14 protein-coding genes are annotated in these 20,453 nt (G+C 37.6%); all 14 read left to right on the forward strand.

The window, feature by feature from the left end:
• Positions 1 to 96: 96 nt before the first annotated feature.
• Entirely contained in the window at positions 97 to 1,632 is a 1,536-nt protein-coding gene (gene tssC / locus ACR30L_RS09610) for a type VI secretion system contractile sheath large subunit (protein ID WP_435237894.1), read from the forward strand.
• A gap of 10 nt (positions 1,633 to 1,642) precedes the next feature.
• The gene (locus tag ACR30L_RS09615) at positions 1,643 to 2,431 is read left to right on the forward strand and encodes a type VI secretion system accessory protein TagJ (RefSeq protein WP_435237792.1); all 789 of its coding nucleotides are present in this window, start codon (positions 1,643 to 1,645) and stop codon (positions 2,429 to 2,431) included.
• 16 nt (positions 2,432 to 2,447) lie between these two features.
• Positions 2,448 to 2,933: a type VI secretion system baseplate subunit TssE gene (gene tssE / locus ACR30L_RS09620; RefSeq protein WP_435237793.1), complete on the forward strand. Its 486-nt coding sequence runs from the start codon at positions 2,448 to 2,450 to the stop codon at positions 2,931 to 2,933.
• On the forward strand, positions 2,930 to 4,762 hold the full coding sequence (gene tssF, locus ACR30L_RS09625) for a type VI secretion system baseplate subunit TssF (protein ID WP_435237794.1): 1,833 nt from the start codon (positions 2,930 to 2,932) through the stop codon (positions 4,760 to 4,762). The genes tssE and tssF overlap by 4 nt, the downstream gene beginning before the upstream one ends.
• Positions 4,759 to 5,745, forward strand: a complete 987-nt coding sequence (tssG, locus tag ACR30L_RS09630) for a type VI secretion system baseplate subunit TssG (RefSeq protein ID WP_435237795.1) — start codon at positions 4,759 to 4,761, stop codon at positions 5,743 to 5,745. Before tssF ends, tssG begins: the two co-directional genes overlap by 4 nt.
• A gap of 105 nt (positions 5,746 to 5,850) precedes the next feature.
• Positions 5,851 to 8,463 (forward strand): type VI secretion system ATPase TssH, encoded by a 2,613-nt coding sequence (gene tssH / locus ACR30L_RS09635; RefSeq protein WP_435237796.1) that lies wholly within the window; start codon positions 5,851 to 5,853, stop codon positions 8,461 to 8,463.
• Between the two features lie 312 nt (positions 8,464 to 8,775).
• Positions 8,776 to 9,255, forward strand: a complete 480-nt coding sequence (locus tag ACR30L_RS09640) for an Hcp family type VI secretion system effector (RefSeq protein ID WP_435237797.1) — start codon at positions 8,776 to 8,778, stop codon at positions 9,253 to 9,255.
• An 82-nt stretch (positions 9,256 to 9,337) separates the two neighbouring features.
• Complete coding sequence (tssI, locus tag ACR30L_RS09645) at positions 9,338 to 11,173, forward strand: type VI secretion system tip protein TssI/VgrG (RefSeq protein ID WP_435237798.1); 1,836 nt, start codon at positions 9,338 to 9,340, stop codon at positions 11,171 to 11,173.
• A gap of 1 nt (position 11,174) precedes the next feature.
• A complete protein-coding gene (locus ACR30L_RS09650) occupies positions 11,175 to 13,157 on the forward strand; it encodes a M35 family metallo-endopeptidase (protein ID WP_435237799.1) in 1,983 nt (660 codons plus the stop codon).
• Position 13,158: 1 nt separating this feature from the next.
• Entirely contained in the window at positions 13,159 to 13,542 is a 384-nt protein-coding gene (locus tag ACR30L_RS09655) for a hypothetical protein (RefSeq protein WP_435237800.1), read from the forward strand.
• A 51-nt stretch (positions 13,543 to 13,593) separates the two neighbouring features.
• Complete coding sequence (locus ACR30L_RS09660; RefSeq protein WP_435237801.1) at positions 13,594 to 13,881, forward strand: PAAR domain-containing protein; 288 nt, start codon at positions 13,594 to 13,596, stop codon at positions 13,879 to 13,881.
• 73 nt (positions 13,882 to 13,954) lie between these two features.
• Positions 13,955 to 15,022 (forward strand): hypothetical protein, encoded by a 1,068-nt coding sequence (locus ACR30L_RS09665; protein WP_435237802.1) that lies wholly within the window; start codon positions 13,955 to 13,957, stop codon positions 15,020 to 15,022.
• The gene (locus ACR30L_RS09670; protein WP_435237803.1) at positions 15,019 to 15,999 is read left to right on the forward strand and encodes a hypothetical protein; all 981 of its coding nucleotides are present in this window, start codon (positions 15,019 to 15,021) and stop codon (positions 15,997 to 15,999) included. Before ACR30L_RS09665 ends, ACR30L_RS09670 begins: the two co-directional genes overlap by 4 nt.
• Positions 15,999 to 20,453, forward strand: a complete 4,455-nt coding sequence (locus ACR30L_RS09675; RefSeq protein ID WP_435237804.1) for an RHS repeat-associated core domain-containing protein — start codon at positions 15,999 to 16,001, stop codon at positions 20,451 to 20,453. Before ACR30L_RS09670 ends, ACR30L_RS09675 begins: the two co-directional genes overlap by 1 nt.

Genomic DNA, 20,453 nt, shown 5'->3' on the forward strand with positions numbered 1-20,453 from the left:
AGCAATGAGTGTCATAACTCATTGCTTCAACTATTTAGCTATTTTAATTTTTTTGATTAGCTCGTTATTATTCTAAATTAGGTATTGATATTGACAATGTTTGGAGAAGTTTCTTTTGTAGAGCGTGAATCATTATTTGTCCAAGACAATAGTGAAGATACACCTCTATTTTCTGTCAAAAAATCCCTAAATAAGCCTTCCTTATTACATCGCTTTTTACAGGAAGATGATGACCTTAAATCCGTTTTATTATGGATTGAGCAAGCTGGCATTAATATTGATGAACTGAGTCTTCATAGCTTGCAATCATTATTGTTAAACACGATTAGTGAATTTGATGAAATGATTGAGAAACAGATAAATACCATTCTTCATAACAAACAATTCCAAGCATTAGAAGCAAGTTGGCGCGGTCTAGCGTATTTAATAGAACAAAAAGAATTACAGGACAAAGAAGACAAAGCCAAAGTTAAATTACTTAATTGCAGTTGGAAAACGCTCAGTAAAGATTTCGATAAAGCAATTGAATTTGATCAAAGTGACTTTTATAAGTTAGTGCATAGCAATGAGTACGATATGTCTGGTGGTGAACCCTTTGGTGTGATCATTGGTGACTATCAAGTTTCCCATAAAGTACGTAGTGGTTTAAGAACCAATGATATTGATACCCTAAAAGATATCGCCCGCGTTGCTGCCGCTTCCTTTGCTCCATTTATAACTTCAGCGCATTCTTCATTATTTACCGTTGACGATTACTCAGAGTTAGGTACCTATATCAACTGGTCTAAAAACTTTGAACAACCTGAATATATTAAGTGGCGAGCACTTCGTAATATGGAAGAATCGCGTTTTCTTGGGATCACCGTACCGAATATTTTAATGCGTTCTCCCTACAAAGAAGATGGCACACGAAATCAAGGTTTTAAATTTAAAGAAACCATTAAAAATCCACAAACGGATCAATTATGGGGCAATGCTGCTTATGCCTTTTCTGGCGTTTTATTGCGTGCTTTTGCGCAATCTGGATGGTTTGGGCAAATTAGAGGCATGGAACCAGGATTTCGTAAAAAAGGGCTTGTGTGTGACTTACCTGTCACGCAATTTGAAACCGATAAATATCAAAAAAGTAATAAGCCGTCGGTTAATTTACAAATAGGTGATAAAGCAGAAAAAATATTATCGGATAATGGTTTTATTCCTATCTCACCGGTAAAAGGTTGCGATCATTTAGTATTTTTTAGTAATGCTTCCGTGCAGAATCCAGGGACTTATGATTCATTTTCAGCGACGGTAAATGCCAAATTATCTTCGATGCTGCAATATATTTTGTGTGTGTCTCGTTTTGCGCATTACTTAAAAATATTGGGTCGAGAAAAATTAGGTAGTTACAGTTCACCTGAAATGGTCGAGCGTGACTTACAAAAATGGTTACATCAATATACTGCAAGCGGAGATTCTACATCGGATACCGTGCGCAGCAAATACCCGCTATATAAAGCCAAAGTAACGGTTAAAGAGATGATTGGAAAGCCCGGCTATTATTTCTCGGTTATCCAATTACAGCCACATTTCCAGTTAGATCAAATGATTTCAACAATTAAATTTGTTACTGAATTTTCACCTCAAAAATAATGGAATACCTATGAAAAAAATGACGCAAATGCTCCAAGCTGGGCAGTTAACAGAAGCGATTCAATATTTAGAAAATGGACTAAGAGATGATCCCGTTAATGTTGATTACCGCAGTTCACTGATCGAATTATTATGTATTAAAGGTGAACTTGAGCGTGCAGACAAACAATTGAATTTAATGGTGCAAAAACACCCTGAATTTTTAATTGGAGCTACTAATTTACGTCAATTAATTCGTGCAGAACAAGCACGTAAAGATTTTGCAGACGGCAATGGGGTACCTGACCTATTTAACGGCACTAATACACACAGCGAAGCGTTATTGCAACTACATATTGAATTACATAATGGTAACCGTGAGTCGATCAAATCAAAAGCAGAATTTCTAGAGGATACCCGTCCTAAATTAACAATGAATCTAGATGGTAAATCAGTCGAAGAAATGCGTGATCTTGATGATAGTCTTGGCGGATTTATCGAAATTTTTGGTACCGATGGCAAATTCTATTTAGCTGAATTGTCAGAAATTGAATTTATTACCTTTAAACCAGCAGCTTCAATTATTGAACAGGTATGGCGACGTGTTGAGTTAAGTATTAAGGATGGACCTTCTGGTGAAGCACATATTCCACTTGTTTATGTACAAAGTGAAAGTGATGCTGAAAAACTAGGTCGCGAAACCGACTGGAAAGAAATTGGTGATGAGTTAATGGTTGGTGTGGGTCAGAAAATGTGGTTTGTTGATGATGCTGCCGTGCCATTTTCTGACTTTACACGTCTAGAATCAATTAATCTTTAATAATACAGGTATATAAATGAAAGTCGCTAAACGGGCAAGAATCAATGCATCGCTTCTTGATAAATTGATTGATGATAATCCAGATCAGAAAAATGTAGTAGAGAACTACCGTGGCATCAATTTAACGCAACTACGTCGTAACGTTGCCCGTGACTTAGAAAATTTATTAAATTCAAAAGTGCAATGGAATACTTGGCCTGATTGTTATACGGAGCTTGATAATTCCCTTGCCAATTACGGTATGACTGATTTTTCCAGTATGCCCGTGGGGAGTATGGAAGGACGTAAAATGCTGTGTGAAAAAGTAGCGCAAACCATAAAACGCTTTGAACCAAGATTTGCAGAGGTTTACGTTGAAACCGTTGATAATGATCAACCGATTGATCAGATTTTAAGCCTACGCATTAATGCATTACTTCACGATGACTCTGAAGTAATTTCCTTCAATTCAGAGGTCGAGCCGGTGCATCTAGGCATGAAAGTTAGAGAGAGTTTATCATGAATAATGAGCTGTTAAGGTATTACAATAAAGAGCTGTCTTTTATACGTAATATGGGGGGGGAGTTTGCAAAAAATTACCCTAAACTCGCGGGACGTTTGAAACTCAGTGAAGAAAATATTGAAGATCCCCATGTCTCACGTTTAATTGAAGCTTTTTCATTATTAACGGCGCAGGTCAGACAAAAACTCGATGATAGTTTTCCTGAATTAACCGATGCGTTATTAGGGCAACTTTATCCTGATTATCAAGCACCGATTCCATCGATGTCTGTGATAAAAATGGAAACAGAAAACGTGTCGACAAGTGGTGTTGTTTTACCACGAGGTTCAAAGGTAGAAACCCAAGTCGATGGGATGAAACCCTGTTATTTCCAAACCTGTTACGATACTAAATTGTGGCCGATGGATATTACCGATGCCAAATTTCAAAATGCCCCCTTTAGAGCGCCTGAAAGTATTTGGAATAAGCCTGCTAAATCGGTAATTAAAATTAGTGTTAGTACCGATTATGAAGAGGCCAGTTTAGCCAGTTTAGGCGTTGATAAACTGCGTTTTTATATACATGGTCAACCTCAGCAATCATTCCTATTATACGAGTTATTATCTGCACATTGTATTGGTATGACCATTTGTAAGCCAGGAGATTATAATAACGCGAAATACCTAGAGCCTCGTCATTTAAAAGCACTTGGTTTTGCCGATGACGAACAGGTTGTTCCCTACAGTAAACGTTCTTTTTCTGCGTACCGTACAATTATCGAAAACTTTATTTTTCCTGAAAAATTCTTGTTTTTTGAATTTGATAAACTCGATCCTAAATGGTCAAACGTTGACGATAAATTCGATCTTTATATTTATCTTGATCAACTTTCCGATGACCTTGAAAAACAAGTGACGGGCACTACATTCCTGATGGGGTGTGCGCCTATTATTAATTTATTTGAATCTGAATTAGAACCCGTTAATGTCGAACCTTCTGAGTACGAGTATAAATTAGCGGTTAAATACATGGATTCAGCGGTATCGGAAATTGTTCAGGTTGGTCATGTGCAAGCCTATGATCAAAAACAAAATAAAATTAAAGTGACGCCATTTTATGGTGAAACGCATCCTTCCTATGAAGATCAAGACCGTGTGTTTTGGCATTCTCGCAGAGAAGCATCAAGTTGGGCTGGCGGAAGTGCTGAAAACGGAACGGAAGTTTATCTTTCATTAGTGGATCATGACTACAAAGGTTTTAGTAACGACGATGAATACAATCATTGGGTATTGAGAATTAAAGCGTTATGCAGTAATCGAAACTTACCTACGTATTTACCGTTCGGCAGCGAACAACTCACCATGTTAGTGGCAGAGCGTGCCGATATAATTAAACAGGTTAAATGCCTTATTGCACCAACAACACCAGTAAGAGCTGCATTAGGTGATGCCACCCGTTGGCAATTAATTAATCACTTAACCCTCGACCATTTCAGCGGAGAAGGGGCGTTAACGACATTAAAGGAAACGCTTAAACTGTATGACTTCAAAAATACGCCGGAAAATAAAGCATTGATTGAAAATATCGTCGGCATTGAATTAAAGAACGCGACGGCCAGGGTTAATCAAAAGGGAAGAATCAGCTTTTGCAGTGGCACTGAAGTTTTACTGACCTTTGGCACCGATCACTTTGCTGGTAGTGGCATTTTTTTCTTTTCAGCGATATTAGATCATTTCTTTTCTCAGTTTGCTGCGATCAATAGTTTTACTCGGTTAAGCATTAAATTTAAAGGTCAAGACAGTATTTATCACCAATGGCCTAGCCGTGCGGGAAATATAACTCTGCTATGAATATTAAACAGCTGATTGAAGATCCGAGTGAATATAATTTCTACCAAGCCATTTATACCATTGAGCGGCAGCTAGCAGCGGGTAAAGAACAACAAAGTAAAGTTGGCCATGACAGTATCCCGCGTAATGAATTAATTCGGTTTATTTCGGATCAAAATTTAGGTTACCCAGGCGCACCGATCAGTAAAGTACAAAAGCGAGATGATGTCGATGGCAAAACGGCCTACGACATACATGTCTCATTTATGGGAGTGACAGGCACTAATGGTGCATTACCCCAGCATTATACTGAGCTTGTACTTGAGCGTTTAAAGTATAAAGATACGGGGATGCGTGACTTTTTTGATCTTTTTAATCACCGTTTACTGTCATTGTATTACCGAGCTTGGGAAAAATATAAATTTCCCATTGCCTTTGAAAAACAAAGTAATTCAAGCGTTGATTCATTCTCAAGTGTACTCAATCAATTATCGGGTACAAGTTCGAGTACGGGTAAATACTACGCGGGATTTTTAAATCATTCGATCCGTAATGTCGAAGGACTAAAACAAATACTAACGGACTTTACTGGCAGTGATGTAGATATAGAGCAGTTTCAAGGTAAATGGCAAATATTAGACGAAGCCGACCAAACGCGTTTAGGACAACGTTCTCAACCGGAAGGCCAGTTTGCACAACTTGGTTTTGATGCATGTATTGGCAATAAGGTATGGGATATTAATTCGGATATTAAAATTGTGATTAAACCAAATGCCGATGCCAAGATTGAACAGTACCTGAGCGGTGGTTCTATTAATCAGGGGATGAAAGAGTTAATTAATTTATATCTTGGTCGATCGATTAACCATAAATTGCAACTTGAATTACTTATTGAACAAATACCTGTAACGCGTTTATCAAAAAATACTATCCCATTGGGCAAAGGTGGCGGCTTGGCAAGTCGGCATTCTATTTTAAAAAATAAAACAACAATCTATTTATAAATTGTACCCATATCGCTAATTAAGTGTGCTATTTAAGCACTGAAAAATACAAATAATTATCGAATTCGGTATTAGGACGATTTAAATTAACCAAAGGACGAGAATATGTCAGCAATGACTTTAACGAAATTAGTTGAAAAGCTTAATAGTGCATGTAAAGAAACACTTGAAACAGCGGCTGCGATTTGCCATAGCAGAAGCCAATTTACCGTTGAATTAGAGCATTGGTTACAGGCCCTGTTAGAAAATGAAACCGGTGATTTACAACTTATCGCTTCAAGTTTTGATATTGATAAAGACCAATTATTATCAGAGTTACGTATTGGTTTAGAAAAATTAAAAACGGGTAATAGTGCTGCGCCAAGTCTCTCACCACATATCGTCAATTTGCTGCGTCAAACATGGTTAAATACGACCATTGAATTTAATGACATGCAAATACGTTCAGCTTATATCATCTATACCTTATTAAAAGATGAGTCACTATGCGCACTTATTTCTCGTTCTGCAAAACAATTACTTAATATTGACCCTGCACAATTACTAAATGCGTGGCCACAATTGGCTGCACAATCGACGGAAAATGGCAGTCCAGTGGTAAATAATGGACAGGCACAAGCGGCGCCAAGTGGCAAATTAAGCAAAACGCCTGGTCTAGATCAATTTACTCAAGACCTTACTGCACAAGCAAAAAATAATAAATTAGATCCGATTCTTGGGCGTGATAATGAAATACGTCAGATGATTGACATTTTAACCCGTCGCCGTCAAAACAATCCCATTTTAACCGGTGAAGCAGGTGTTGGTAAAACGGCGGTTGTTGAAGGGTTAGCATTACGCATAGCACAAAAAGATGTGCCCGTTGCACTGCAAAATGTTTCAATTCGTGTACTTGATCTTGCATTATTACAAGCAGGCGCAGGCATGAAAGGGGAATTTGAAAATAGATTAAAAGGGCTTATTAACGAAGTTAAGAATTCCGTTAATCCAATTATTTTATTTATCGACGAAGCCCATACAATGATTGGCAGTGGCGGACAAGCGGGACAAAATGATGCGGCTAACCTCTTAAAACCGGCTTTGGCTCGTGGTGAACTGCGGACTATCGCGGCAACAACTTGGGCAGAATATAAAAAATTCTTTGAAAAAGATGCAGCTTTAGCCAGACGTTTCCAAGTCGTTAAAGTTGAAGAGCCAAGTGAAAAAACGGCTGTTATTATGATGCGTGGATTACTGCCGATTATGGCAAACCATCATCAGGTCCTAATTTCAGATAAAGCGCTAGAAGCCTCAGTAGCTTTATCTAAACGTTACATTAATGGTCGACAACTCCCCGACAAAGCCGTGAGTTTATTAGATACGGCTTGTGCTCGTGTTGCAATGAGTCAAGCGTCAACACCGGGGGCGGTAGAAGCGTTACAACGTAAAGAAGAGCAACTTGGTGTACAAATTAAACTGTTACAAAATGAACAAAAAACCGGTGCTAATCATAAAAAACAACTAACGCAACTTAATAAAGAATTAAAACAAGCGACCAAAGACTTATTACCGCTCACTGAACAATGGCAAAAAGAACTCTCACTTATAAAACAAGTGTCTGTATTAATTCATGATTTACAACAGGATGAAGTTGAAGATCAAGCTGAAAAATTAGCGCAATTAACCGAAATAAAAGCTGAGTTAGCCAAAAATACAACCCCAATGGTGCATTGGGAAGTTGACGAACAATTAGTTGCAGAAGTCATTGCTGACTGGACAGGTATACCCGTTGGTAAAATGCAAAATGATGAAATTCAAAATATATTGTCATTAAAAGAAAATATGGGACAACGTATTATAGGCCAAGATCATGCTCTGGATTTGATCGCTAAAACCGTACAAACATCACGTGCGCAATTAGGTGATGAGAAAAGACCCAATGGTGTATTTTTACTAACTGGGCCAAGTGGGGTCGGTAAAACAGAAACCGCATTAACGCTGGCAGAACAAGTTTATGGCAGTGAAGAGAATGTCACCGTTATCAATATGTCCGAATTTAAAGAAGAGCATAAGGTATCCATGTTAGTTGGTGCTCCTCCTGGTTATGTTGGTTATGGTGAAGGTGGTGTATTAACCGAAGCGGTTCGTCGTAAACCCTATAGTGTAATCTTACTCGATGAAATGGAAAAAGCGCATCCAGGTGTTCAAGATGTGTTCTACCAAGTGTTTGATAAAGGTCTTATTAAAGATGGCGAAGGACGTGATATTGATTTTAAAAATACCATTATCATCATGACCTCAAATGTGGGTACCGATACGACGATGGATTTGTTTGAAGACGAAGCAACGGCACCGTCGATAACTGGTTTACAAAAAGCATTACAAAATGATTTATTGGCGTCCTTCAAACCGGCCTTTTTAGGTCGAATTAACGTCGTGCCCTATGTACCGCTTAATAACGATATGTTGCAACAAATAACTAAATTACAACTTGAACGCATTGGCGCGCGTTTCGAAAGAAATTATCAAGCGAAGTTTTCCTTTACCGATAAAGTTGTGGATAAAATTGTATCAATGTGTAATGACTCAGGCTCTGGCGCCCGTAATATTCATAATATATTACAGAAGTCAATGTTACCTGATTTGTCTGTCAAAGTGTTGAACAAGTTAGCCATCAACAAAAAGCCAACGTTAGTAAAAATTGATGCAGTAAAAGATGAATTTTCTTATAAAGTGTAAGAAATGTGCAAATTCAGTTAGCCGTTTGTAAAATAAATCCATATATTTAATAAGCGGTTACATGGATTAATTTGGATTTCAACCCCTAACTTGATACGTAAAGCAAATAAAATTTACAAACCTTGAACTGTGTAAATAAAAATAACATAAAAGTGAATTTTAGTTCAAATTCTAGGTTGTTATTCTTAGTGATATTTGTATACTATTCAAGCCTTGGGGTTTGAGGCAAATTATTATTCGAGCATGGTTGATTTATATATCAATTAATGTTTATGAAAAAATTTATAAAACAAATGCAAAGGAGCATGTTACATGCAAGCAAATACTTATTTAGATTACGAAGGAATTACTGGTGAAACGACTGCTGCAGAATATGCAGATATGATCACTGTATTATCAGTTGATTGGAATGTAAGTCGTGAACTTACTTCTTACACTGGTACTGCACAGGATCGTGAAGCAAGCGCAGCACGTTTAGGCGATGTTACCATCACTAAACTACAAGACAGTGCGTCACCTGATCTATTTAAAGAATCAACTGTTGGTACTGGTAAATCTGCGATTTTCCACATCACAAAACAAGGCGATAAAATCGAAGAGATCATGAAAATTGAACTTACCGATGCAATGATTGCAAGTTACAGTGTTTCTATTCAAGGCGATCGCCCAGTTGAAAACATCACAATCAGCTACACAGAAATGATGATGACTGTGACGCCAACTGACGATGATAATAATGCTACTGCACCTATCGTTTACGGTTACAGCGGTGTTACTGGTCAACAAATGTAATTTTGTTGATTTAAGGCTCATTGGAGGAAACTTCTTTGAGTCTTTTTAAGTGTTAACGTGATGTCAAGGAATATGCTTAGGAATGGAAACTCAAGATAATAATATAATCAGTATATCAACACCACTCGGTAAAGATGTTCTCTATTTAACCCGTTTTTCAGCTCAGGAAACAATGTCTCAATTGTTTTCTATCTCAGCATCTACTTACACTATTGGCACAAGAATATCCCTAGATGATCTGATCGGGCAGCAGGTCTGTATTACGCTTCGCAGTGCTGATGGAACTTTAATTCCGTTACCTGACAGATATTTTAATGGCGTTGTTAGTTATATTGAATGTAGTGGTACTAGAACATCTGCTTCAGATGTTAGTGAAGACTATATTGATTATCATTTGACAATTCAGCCGACTGTTGCGTTTATGAAAAAACGAATCAACAGTAGAATTTTTCAAAACAAATCTGTAATAGAAATTATTTCTGATTTATTTGGTCAACACAATGTTGACTTCAAAGATAATACAATTTCTACGTATCCTAAATATGAGTATTGTGTGCAATACCAAGAGTCTGATCTTGATTTTGTAACTCGTTTATTACAACAAGAAGGTATTTTTTATTATTTCGATCACAGTCCTTCTGCACATGTACTTACTCTCCTAGATAGTATTACTGCATATCAGAAATGTGATGAAAGTGTTGTCGAGTGTTATTCTGGTACTTTATCTCAATCCCATGTTGCTCATTGGCAAGGTGGGTTAAGTATGGCAAGTGGGGCTTTCTCACAAAAAGGGTATGATTTTACTCAGCCTAAAAAATTTCCAAGTGGTGAAAACTTAGTTGCCACTTTACCTTCCCAAGCTAATTATGAAGTCTTTGATTATATAGGTGAATCTGAATTTAATTCACGATCAAAGGCTGTTGCTGATATACGTCTTGAATCATTACAAAAAGATATGTACAAATCGACTGGACAGGGAGACTGTCGTAGTTTTTGTGTCGGTAAAACATTTGCTTTTTCAGACCATGAAGATTCACGTTATATTGGTAAGAGCTTTCTGATTACGTCGCTTCGTACGAGTGCAAGTCAACCTAATCAAACGGGGGCGAGTCAATCTGGTGGTGATATTTACCGAAACGATTTTGAATGCGTCCCTGATTCTACCGTTTATCGTCCTACTGCTCTTAAAAATAAAGCATTAATTAATGGCGTACAAACTGCAGTGGTAACGGGTGATCCTGGAGATGAAATATTAGTCGATAATTATGGACGTGTAAAAGTTCAGTTTCATTGGGATAGAGAAGGCCAAAATGATTCAAAAAGTTCCTGTTGGATCCGGGTGGCTCAAAACTGGGCTGGCAATAAATGGGGGGCATTTTTCTTCCCTCGAGTGGGACAAGAAGTGTTAGTTGACTTTATCAATGGTGATCCAGATCAACCGATTATCAGTGGTGCAATCTATAATGCAGATTTAATGCCTCCTTATTCCCTACCTGGAAAGAAAACGCAAAGTGGTATTAAATCTCGAAGTACCAAAAGTGGTGGTGCAAGCAATTTTAATGAATTGCGATTTGAAGATGAAATAGGTAAAGAGTTACTCTTTTTTCAAGCTGAAAAAGATCATCAGTTAAACGTTAAAAATGATCAAACAGATACGATTGGCAATGACCGAACAACGACTATTAAAAACAACGACACCGTTAATATTAATAATGATCTTACTGCTAAAATTGGTAATAACCAAACCATTGATATTGGTACTGCCTTAAATATCACAGCGGGTTCTGAAATTGTATTCAAAACCGGTGGTGCTTCGATTACCATGAAAAGTAGTGGAGCAATCGAAATTACAGGTACGAATGTAACGGTTAATGGCACTAAAATTGCGCTAGCAGCACCAAGCATTTCATTGAATTAATATGATTACTGAATTAATTTCTCCAAGTATCCATGAATACGATAATAATTATCGCGGCATTATACTTTTCTGCCGTTTTGGTTATCGTTATCTTGTCTGTAAACCAATGGACCTTTCGGAAGATGCATTATTGGGGTTGCCCTTGATAGAGTTTTGGACGAGTTCTATTTATGGAGAACAATTTATAGGTAATTTACACAGTTGGAAAAATGATTCGAATATAGTGGAACGTTTGTTTTCTTACGTTATTGACGATAATTATTTACAAGCGAATTATAGTCGCCAACAAATGATTGAATATGTTGCTTTACAATTGAAACAAAGGCAATTGCATATTTACTTTTTAGAAGATAAACAACCTTTATTTAGTAATGAACATTACATGGTTCAGAGTGCAGCTAAACCTACAATTCTAGAGGCAGGTGTTGCAATCGCGAAAGAATCTATCAATGATAATTCAGAAGATGTTGGTGTAGATTCTGCAAGTGAAGAAAGCAGTTTGTCGACGAATGATCTTATAAATGGGGCTTCTACTGCTGCCGATATTGCAAAAAATGGTGCTAATATTTCAAATGTTTCAAGTTTAGCCTCTAATGTTATATCAGCAGATACAGTAGCTACAGCTAAAAGTGTTGCCTATGCAGCTAAAGATGTCTCTGAAAATGGAGCATCTATCGCTAATGTTTCAAGTTTAGCCTCTAATGTTGTATCAGCAGATACAGTAGCTACAGCTAAAAGTGTTGCTTATGCTGCTAAAGATGTCTCTGAAAATGGGGCATCTATTGCTAATGTTTCAAGTTTAGCTTCAAATGTTGTATCAGCAGATACAGTAAATACGGTTTCACGTGCTGCTTATGCGGCTAAAGATGTTTCAGAAAATGGCGCCTCTATATCTAATGTTTCAAGCTTAGCCTCTAACGTTCTATCTGAAGATATCGTCAATGCTGGTTCATCTGCTGCTGAAATTGTGCAAAATGGTGCTAGTATTTCGAATGTATCTAGTCTTGCAAACACTGTACTACCAGATGGGGTAATTGATGATGCGCTTTCAAATTTAGGTGATGTCGATCAGACTGACGTCATGAATATCGCCTATGCTGCTAAAGATGTTTCTGAAAATGGTGCTTCGATATCTAATATTTCCAGTTTAGCCTCCAATGTTGTACCTACCGATATTGTGAGTGCGGGATACACTGCTGCTAATATCATTCAAAATGGCGCGTCGGTTTCAGCCGTTTCAAGCTTAGTTCAAAATATTGTCCCCGATGGGTTTGTCGATGGTTTACTCTCTAATTTAGGTGATGTTAGTTTTGATAGTATTACCAGTGTCGCTTCGTCTGCAGAGGATATGATAGTAAATGGTGTATCGCTAGCAAATGTATCGAACTTGGCTAAATCAATAGTACCCGATAATCTTAAACTTTCTAAACTAACTGATGAAGAACCCCCTATAGTTGAAGAACAAGAAGATAAATCTCGTATACCTGGTGTGGATTCATTTACTGCTGATGTTCAAATAAAAAGTGCGCTTTTCAGTCTTATTTCTTCATTAGAAGAAAAGCAGGAAAAGCTTGCAGAGTGGGATGCTAATACGCAAAGATCATTTAAACAATGGTTTGGTACTACTGATGCAGACAGCGTTGAAATGATTTCAGACCGTGTCGATAAAACCTTAACGTTTGCTAAAGATCTAGGTCTTGAGAATTTTGCTGCAGCTGAAACTGATATAGCGGGAGAAATTGCTTATGTTTATAGAGACGATGAGTCGACAATTTATTTAGGTGATGAATTCGGGTATTTACCTAAAGATGGCTACGATTCTAAGGCGGGTACTATAGCACATGAAATATCCCATTTTAACTCGGTTGGAGGCACTGAAGATTATAAATATGGACAAATGGATTGCCTTAAAGAGGCTAAAGACGATTCTTATAAAGCTCTGCGTAATGCAGATAGTTTTATGTATTTCATTGAAGGTAAATAGTATGCAAATGATTGAAGTTAAACTTGAACAAAAAGCCAATACTAAAGAATTATTAATATATGTTACAAATAAACATAAAACAGACTACTTTATGGATCAGATGCTTTTATTTAAAGATGGAAAATATTCACTTGATTGTTTAATGATTTATGACGCGGAAGGAAATAAACTTTACAGGCGAAGAACTGCGAGATTATTTGCTTCTAAATTTCCAGAGGATTACATCACGTTGAAACCAGAACAAACATACTCTACTTCTATAAAATTAGATGATTTTTTTAATATTAATAGCAACTATATTGATGTTCAATATGATGCTAGTAACTCTTATCCTGGAATAGGTATGGATAAAATAACCTCAGAAACATTAAGAATGTCTTTCTAAATTTTTCTACATTATTATTTTTAATAAAACATTTATAAGTAGAGGTGTGTAATGGGATTACCTGCAGCAACAATCGGAAGTTTACATATCTGTCCTAAAACAACTGGGCACGTACCTCATGTTGGGGGGCCTGTAGTTGCTGGCGCAGGATCAGTGCTCATCGGTGGTCTACCTGCGGCACGTGTTGGCGATAAATGTATTTGTGTTGGTCCTCCGGATACCATTAGTGCTGGATCTGCAACTGTCATCATCAACGGCAAACCCGCTGCAAGAATTGGAGATGCAACTGCTCACGGCGGTAAAATCGTAATTGGTAATCCTACGGTATTGATAGGCTAATAATATAACGTGAGTATTAGCGAATAAGTTACTCAACAAGTAAAGTGAACGGATGTTATTGATAACGGATTATATGGATAAATTGTTTGCACAACGTACTCAATTTATTAATTCTTTTTATACGGTTAAACAAAATACGATAGACAATCGTATGCGTTTAATTGCCTGTGCGCGAGCACTGGCGAAAAAACAGCATCCATTTTTTAGCTGTGGAAATAGCGTAGTTGCTGTTGAGCTTTTACATCAAGACAAAACCTTATGCATACCACATAATTTATTGATGGTACTGCTTTACAATAATATTCATCAACAACCACAATTATTATTACAAAGTCTTTATCGATCGAACAATCCATTACTATCTCAAATTGCGCCTTTGTTTGCCTTAGTGTTGCAGATACAAGACAGTCCATTAACGCCTTCTATCCATGAGCAAATGTTACATAATCAATTAATAGGCTGCTTTTATCGACAACAGCAAAGTACTATTAATGATTTTTATGTCGAATATTCCGATAGGTCATCAGCTTTTATTCAGTTGTCTTTAACGGTACTTGATCGGACTCAACCACTCAATAGTGCACTTTTATCACGATTTATTGACTTAAAAGTAACACACGGGACATTATTTGAATTATATATCGTGGCGCTAAATAAAGTTGAAATCAACAAGATTGTTGATCAATTAACAGGCAGCGATGATGTAATGAAAGAAAGTGAAAATAGTCAATTGCTTATTCATATTCTTGAATTAAGTGGTTTTTCTGAGTTTACTCCACTTTTAGCTGAATATTTACAAAAGCCTGAATATACAATCAGGGCTCATCATGCCTTAAGAGTATTGCTTGGAGATTTGCTTGATACATTAATACCTTATCCTATTCAATTTAATAGTGATATAGAGCAACAGAAACTCGATTTCCCTTACTATGGCGCGAAAATTTTGCATTTTTGGGAAACTAAACTCAAACCTACACTACCTGATCGTATTTTGTCGGGTAAAGCCATTACCGTTAAAAATTTAGTGATGCTTGAACAGCAAGGTAGTCAAGAGCATCGACGTATAGCCAATTTACATCACATTCATTTGAGTACAAGTATGCAAGTACCATATTATGCGGTACCAGAGATGGTGCTATGAACCTAACACTCAAAGAATTTGATTTAAATCTTGGTCTTAATGCTGATAATGATGCGTTGTTAGCAGTTGACTTGATCCCCATTGATATTCCTGTATTTACAAGTCAAAGAGGCAAGAAAGTGCTGGCTGCATTTTCTGATATTACCAGTGCCCATAAATTAGAACGTATTATTGCGTTACTAAGGCCGGTGATTGAAAAGCAATATAATGCAAATACGATTGATTTTACTGCTACGCCGGTTTTTTGGTTGTTACCTGAATTGGCGATTGAAGATAATAAACACTTAATCGAATGGGCGAATGCTTTAAAAAATAATTTCCCCTGGTTATTTAGTCATCCTAAAAGTCAGTTTTTTCCCTATGGACGAAGCGCTTTTTCGATGGCTATTCCGCCGTTGACAGCATTATTAGATAGCGCACAGATTAATCAAGTTTGTATTATTGCCGTAGATACGTTATTTCATGAAATTGATGATTTGCTTTCACAGGGGATCTGCTTAGACACGAAAACGGGTAATGGCTTAATTCCATCAGAAGGAGCCATCATGGCTTGTTTTCAATCGGAGATGCATGGTTTACAGGTACTGTTTTCTCAAAGTGAACGTGCTATTGAGCAACAACAAACACAAGCTATCGCGCAATTATTTAATCAAGCCTCTCGTTTTCTCAATAAACCATATACTGACGGTAAAATTTTGCAATTTTATGCACCTGGAAATGGCGAGGATAAAAGTCTAAATACATGGTTAAGGGCGTATAACCAATTAGCTGATAATGTTGATAATCAAACCCAGATAAAATTACTTCCTCAATTGACAGGCGAGTTAGGCTGTGTGACTGGGCTTTATCATTTGCTTCATATTTATCATGGTTATAGCAACGGCATCATTAAGGGAAATACATTACAACTTGATGTTTCAAATCGTCTTTATCAAGCAGTCAATGTCTATTCATGGTTAGCTAAGGAAAAAGTATAATGGCGAGTGCATATAAGTTTCATGGTGCCTATGGAGGCAGTTATATTATTGCCACTTTGGATTCAGAAAGCCCTGCTAATTTTGAAGAAATTGTTATAACTAACTATGACCAAGTGAAAAGGTTCCAATTGGCCATAATAGGTGAATTGAATAGATCATCTACGGTTCCAGACGGTCTTTATGAAATGTTATTTTCAAATACCATACCTATTAATAATTATGGATTTTCAGTGAAAGATGCATTTTATAAATTAGTTGAATTGCTCTCTAATGGAAAATTGCGTGTATTTGTTGACTTGCCAAAGAACACCGGACATAAAGAAAGTCTTTTGGAGCAAGCTGTTGGCGCTGGATCGGATGCAGTGATAGTTGCAACAACAAATAAAGGCGCAGATTCAGAAAATCCAAATATAACCAATGATAAAGTAAATGAAATACCGACGGAAACATCTATTGAAAATCAAGTAAAATGTGCCGATCCCGTTTCGATGTTAACGGGTGAAGAAATTCTTGAATTAGAAGATTTTCAACTCAATAGTTTACTGCCGTTAAAATGGAACCGTATTTATCGGTCTTCCAAAATCAAAGAAAATATCGGGTTAGGTTACGGTTGGCGTCATGGTTTTAGCTTACAACTATTTTCTCGTTATGATGCGCCCCCTAAAGTAGGACCTAAGCAACCTGGCACACATTGGTTTGAATTAATCGATGAAGAAGGGCGACGTCATGCCTTTAATTTAGTTAAACGTGGTGATGTGAGCATTCAAGGGAGCTCTGGTCTTGGTTTAATAAATGAAAGTAAAACACGTCAAGTATTGATACGTCCTGATAACACCCATTGGGTATTTAGCAACATAGATGATAGGTGGCTGTTAACGACCATTAATAACGAGTTTGGTCACGAGCTTTCTCTACATTACGATACACAACACCGCTTAGTCGGCATTGAAACAACATCAAATCGTGGCGTTATTCTTTATTACAACAGCGATAACAATATCATACGCATTGCCCCCTATGTTATCGATAAACAGGGGGAAATGCAGGTACAAACGCAATTGCTCGCGAGCTATCAATACAACGATAATCAATCATTAATAGCGGCGATTAATGCGCAAGGTAATACGGAACAATATAAATACAATAAAAATTCATTACTGCGTCAGCGTACACGTGCCTCTGGATTTAACCATTATTTTGAATGGGATAGTGACACTGAAAAAGCGAAATGTACACATCAATGGGGCGATGATGGCACCTATGATTACCATTTCAGTTTTGATGACGACAAAAGTAGCAGCACCAATACATTGGGGCATACCGAGTATTTCTACCATAATGACCAAGATTTATTAACGTGTCATGTCGATGAAAATGGGAACAAAACCCAACATCAATATGACGAACAAAAGCGTAAAATAAAAACCACAAAGGGTCAGCGAACGACTCATTATCACTACAATCAGATTGGACAATTATCTTCCGTGGTGGAAGCCGATGGCAGTGAAACGCATTTTATCTACAACGCCTTTGGCAAACAAATCGCCACCATAGATGCACTTGGTCGTCAGTTTAAACGTCATTATAATGCGACGGGACGCTTACTCAGTGAAACCCAGCCCGATGGTCGTGTTACCGAATACAAATACAATGATGCCGGACATCTATCTGAAAAAATAGATGCCAGTGGATTGCGTACCCTTTACAAATGGAACAACAATGGTGAATTATTAGCGGAACAAGTGGGGGACGCCTTAACCCGATATAGTTACGATAACCTCGGTCATATCAATGCTATCTGCGATGCGCAGGATTTAATTACGGAGTATCAACGTAATGAACAGGGGCAAATCACACGGCAAGTATCCTATCATCAGCGTGAAGCGACAGGGAACAGTACAGCGCCCGAAAGTGCACTAATTACCCATTATTTCTACGATAAAGCCGGACGCTTAACTAATATTACCAATCCTGCCGGCGAAAATACCCACTATGGTTACGGCGGTCTTGCACAACCCACTAAAAAAGTATTTGCCGATGGCAGTTGGCTTAATTATCAATATGATAAAGAGCGTAACCTGATTGGCATTGAGCGTAGCGACGAAGCGACTTACCAAATTGAATACAGCCCAACGGAAAAACCCATAAAACTGGTTGGGTTCGATGGTCGCGTTCAAACTTACGACTACGATGCTAACGATGAACTGATTGGTATAAACGATGCCGATGAACGTATTATTCACCTGAAGCGCGATAGCCTCGGTCGACTTATTGACCAACATAGCTTTACCACACAAGAAAACAAACAAGCGGTGTTTAATAGTCATAACTTCTACCAATATGACAAAGTGGGACGGGTAACGCTTGCCCACAATAGCGAGCGCGTTGTTCAGCAGCAATATCATCTCAATGGTCAAATAAGCCAAAGTAAACAGGGCGATTGGGCGCTAGATTATCAATTTAATAAACAGGGACAACGCAGTAGTTTAACACTACCCGATGGCAGTGAACTACGTTATGAGTACGATAAACAAGGGCAAGTGACATCGCTTGATTATCAATTCCCTGCACAACAAGCAACACAAAATTTAATCACGCGTCGTTATTCGAATACGGGTCAACTTAGCCAACAAGCATTGGGTAATGACATCACACTTAATCAAACCTTTGATAGCTTTGGGCGATTGAGTGAGCAACATTGGTTACAAAAAGACAATGACGGTGCACAACAACCGGACGTTAAAACAAGCTTTAATCATCAACGTCATTACACCTACGATAAAAAGCATCAATTGCTCAGTTGTGACGAACAAACACAAAGTGCTGCTGATAAAACAATACATAAAACGGAAGAAAAACAGTCTTTTAATTACAATTCACTTAGCCAATTGGTGCAAAGCTCGATAGTCAGTCAAACAAATAACGATGTAATCACCGATACTAACCAATTGGAAAATACCGATTATCAATGGGATGCCTTTGGTAATCCGAAAGTAGATAAAACCAAACCCAAAGCAATGCGCGAAACCCGCATTGAACTTGACCGTCTGCTGAGTTTTTCGGGCGTTGATTATCGCTACGATAAATCCGGTAACCAAATCAGCAGTCTCGCCACAGGACAAATTCAAAAACGCAGTTTCGATGGATTGAATCAGTTACGTAAAATCAACCACAACGATAAACTGAGCCAATATGAGTACGATGCGTTAGGCAGACGTAGCGCTAAAATAACCGAAGCAGGGCGCACCGATTTTATCTGGGATGGTAATCAACTCATTGGTGAAGTCAGCAACGGACAATACACTTGGTATATTTATTTACCCGATAGCTTTTTACCCGTTGCACTGATTAAAGACAATCAAGTTTATTACTATCACCTTGACCAACTCGGTACGCCAATTTGTTTAACGGATAGTGAGCAGCAAGTCGTTTGGGAAAACCAAGGTGATTTGTTTGGTTATGAAGATAAATCCGAGCAAGGCATCCTTAAATCAGAGAAAGTAAACCGTATAGAAAACCCATTACGTTTTCAAGGGCAGTACTTTGATGCTGAATCGGGTTTACATTATAATCGCTTCCGATATTATTGCCCGAAACAGGGGCGGTTTATTCATCAAGATCCAATTGGGTTAGCAGGTGGGATTAATCATTATCAGTACGCGCCGAATCCGGTGAATTGGGTAGATCCGTTTGGGTTGTGTAAGGAGGAGGTCTCAGGTGTTGTTATAACTGGTACAATTGAGCCTATTGTTGGGCGACCTGCCATAGGACTTTTAAAGTATACCGCTAATACTCTAACTTTGGGGATTATGTATGGTGATATTAGCTCAATTAATGCGTTGAATGCAGGCCCTCAAGATATGGAAGATATTGCAGCATATATCGATTCTGCAGGTCTAGAAAAATACGCAATGATGCTTGTACCTACAAATTTGGCGAGTAAGTCAACTAAATTGATAAGTGTCGGTCGATCTTTGGTTACACATAATGATTCAAAAATAATTACCGGACTTGAGGATGTCATCTTTAGTGATAAAATTAAATCAGGTATACCTGGTATAAATGAAGGATTTGCTAAATGGTTTAATGATCTTAGCGATGATCAACTATCTCGCATCTTAAAAAATCCTACTCTCAAAAAAGGGCTAGAGGAAAGAATTCGCTATCCAGGTAAAATGCATGAGTGGTTAAAAGTAAGTCAAATACAGACATTTAAACGTTGGGGAGTTAAAATGGAAGATATATGGGAACTTAGGACCCCGACCAAGACCACTCGAGGAATTAATCCTGATTGGAAACATGGTTCAACTGGGTCAAATACAGCTCATAAAGAACTTGATAATATAATTGAAAATTCGCTAGATTTTGATGATTTTAAGCGTAAACTTCAGAATTGGGCTAATTATCGTTTAACTAATGGTGTTAATGATTTACCTTATGGTTTAAGGAATTAA

The sequence above is a fragment of the Psychromonas saccharinae genome, assembly GCF_051201515.1.
Classification (GTDB): Bacteria; Pseudomonadota; Gammaproteobacteria; order Enterobacterales; family Psychromonadaceae; genus Psychromonas.

Bases quoted from the DNA above. Each gene is read 5' to 3' on its own strand.
- tssC (WP_435237894.1), top strand. From the start codon at position 97: ATGTTTGGAGAAGTTTCTTTTGTAGAGCGTGAATCATTATTTGTCCAA.
- ACR30L_RS09615 (WP_435237792.1), top strand. From the start codon at position 1,643: ATGAAAAAAATGACGCAAATGCTCCAAGCTGGGCAGTTAACAGAAGCG.
- tssE (WP_435237793.1), top strand. From the start codon at position 2,448: ATGAAAGTCGCTAAACGGGCAAGAATCAATGCATCGCTTCTTGATAAA.
- tssF (WP_435237794.1), top strand. From the start codon at position 2,930: ATGAATAATGAGCTGTTAAGGTATTACAATAAAGAGCTGTCTTTTATA.
- tssG (WP_435237795.1), top strand. From the start codon at position 4,759: ATGAATATTAAACAGCTGATTGAAGATCCGAGTGAATATAATTTCTAC.
- tssH (WP_435237796.1), top strand. From the start codon at position 5,851: ATGTCAGCAATGACTTTAACGAAATTAGTTGAAAAGCTTAATAGTGCA.
- ACR30L_RS09640 (WP_435237797.1), top strand. From the start codon at position 8,776: ATGCAAGCAAATACTTATTTAGATTACGAAGGAATTACTGGTGAAACG.
- tssI (WP_435237798.1), top strand. From the start codon at position 9,338: ATGGAAACTCAAGATAATAATATAATCAGTATATCAACACCACTCGGT.
- ACR30L_RS09650 (WP_435237799.1), top strand. From the start codon at position 11,175: ATGATTACTGAATTAATTTCTCCAAGTATCCATGAATACGATAATAAT.
- ACR30L_RS09655 (WP_435237800.1), top strand. From the start codon at position 13,159: ATGCAAATGATTGAAGTTAAACTTGAACAAAAAGCCAATACTAAAGAA.
- ACR30L_RS09660 (WP_435237801.1), top strand. From the start codon at position 13,594: ATGGGATTACCTGCAGCAACAATCGGAAGTTTACATATCTGTCCTAAA.
- ACR30L_RS09665 (WP_435237802.1), top strand. From the start codon at position 13,955: ATGGATAAATTGTTTGCACAACGTACTCAATTTATTAATTCTTTTTAT.
- ACR30L_RS09670 (WP_435237803.1), top strand. From the start codon at position 15,019: ATGAACCTAACACTCAAAGAATTTGATTTAAATCTTGGTCTTAATGCT.
- ACR30L_RS09675 (WP_435237804.1), top strand. From the start codon at position 15,999: ATGGCGAGTGCATATAAGTTTCATGGTGCCTATGGAGGCAGTTATATT.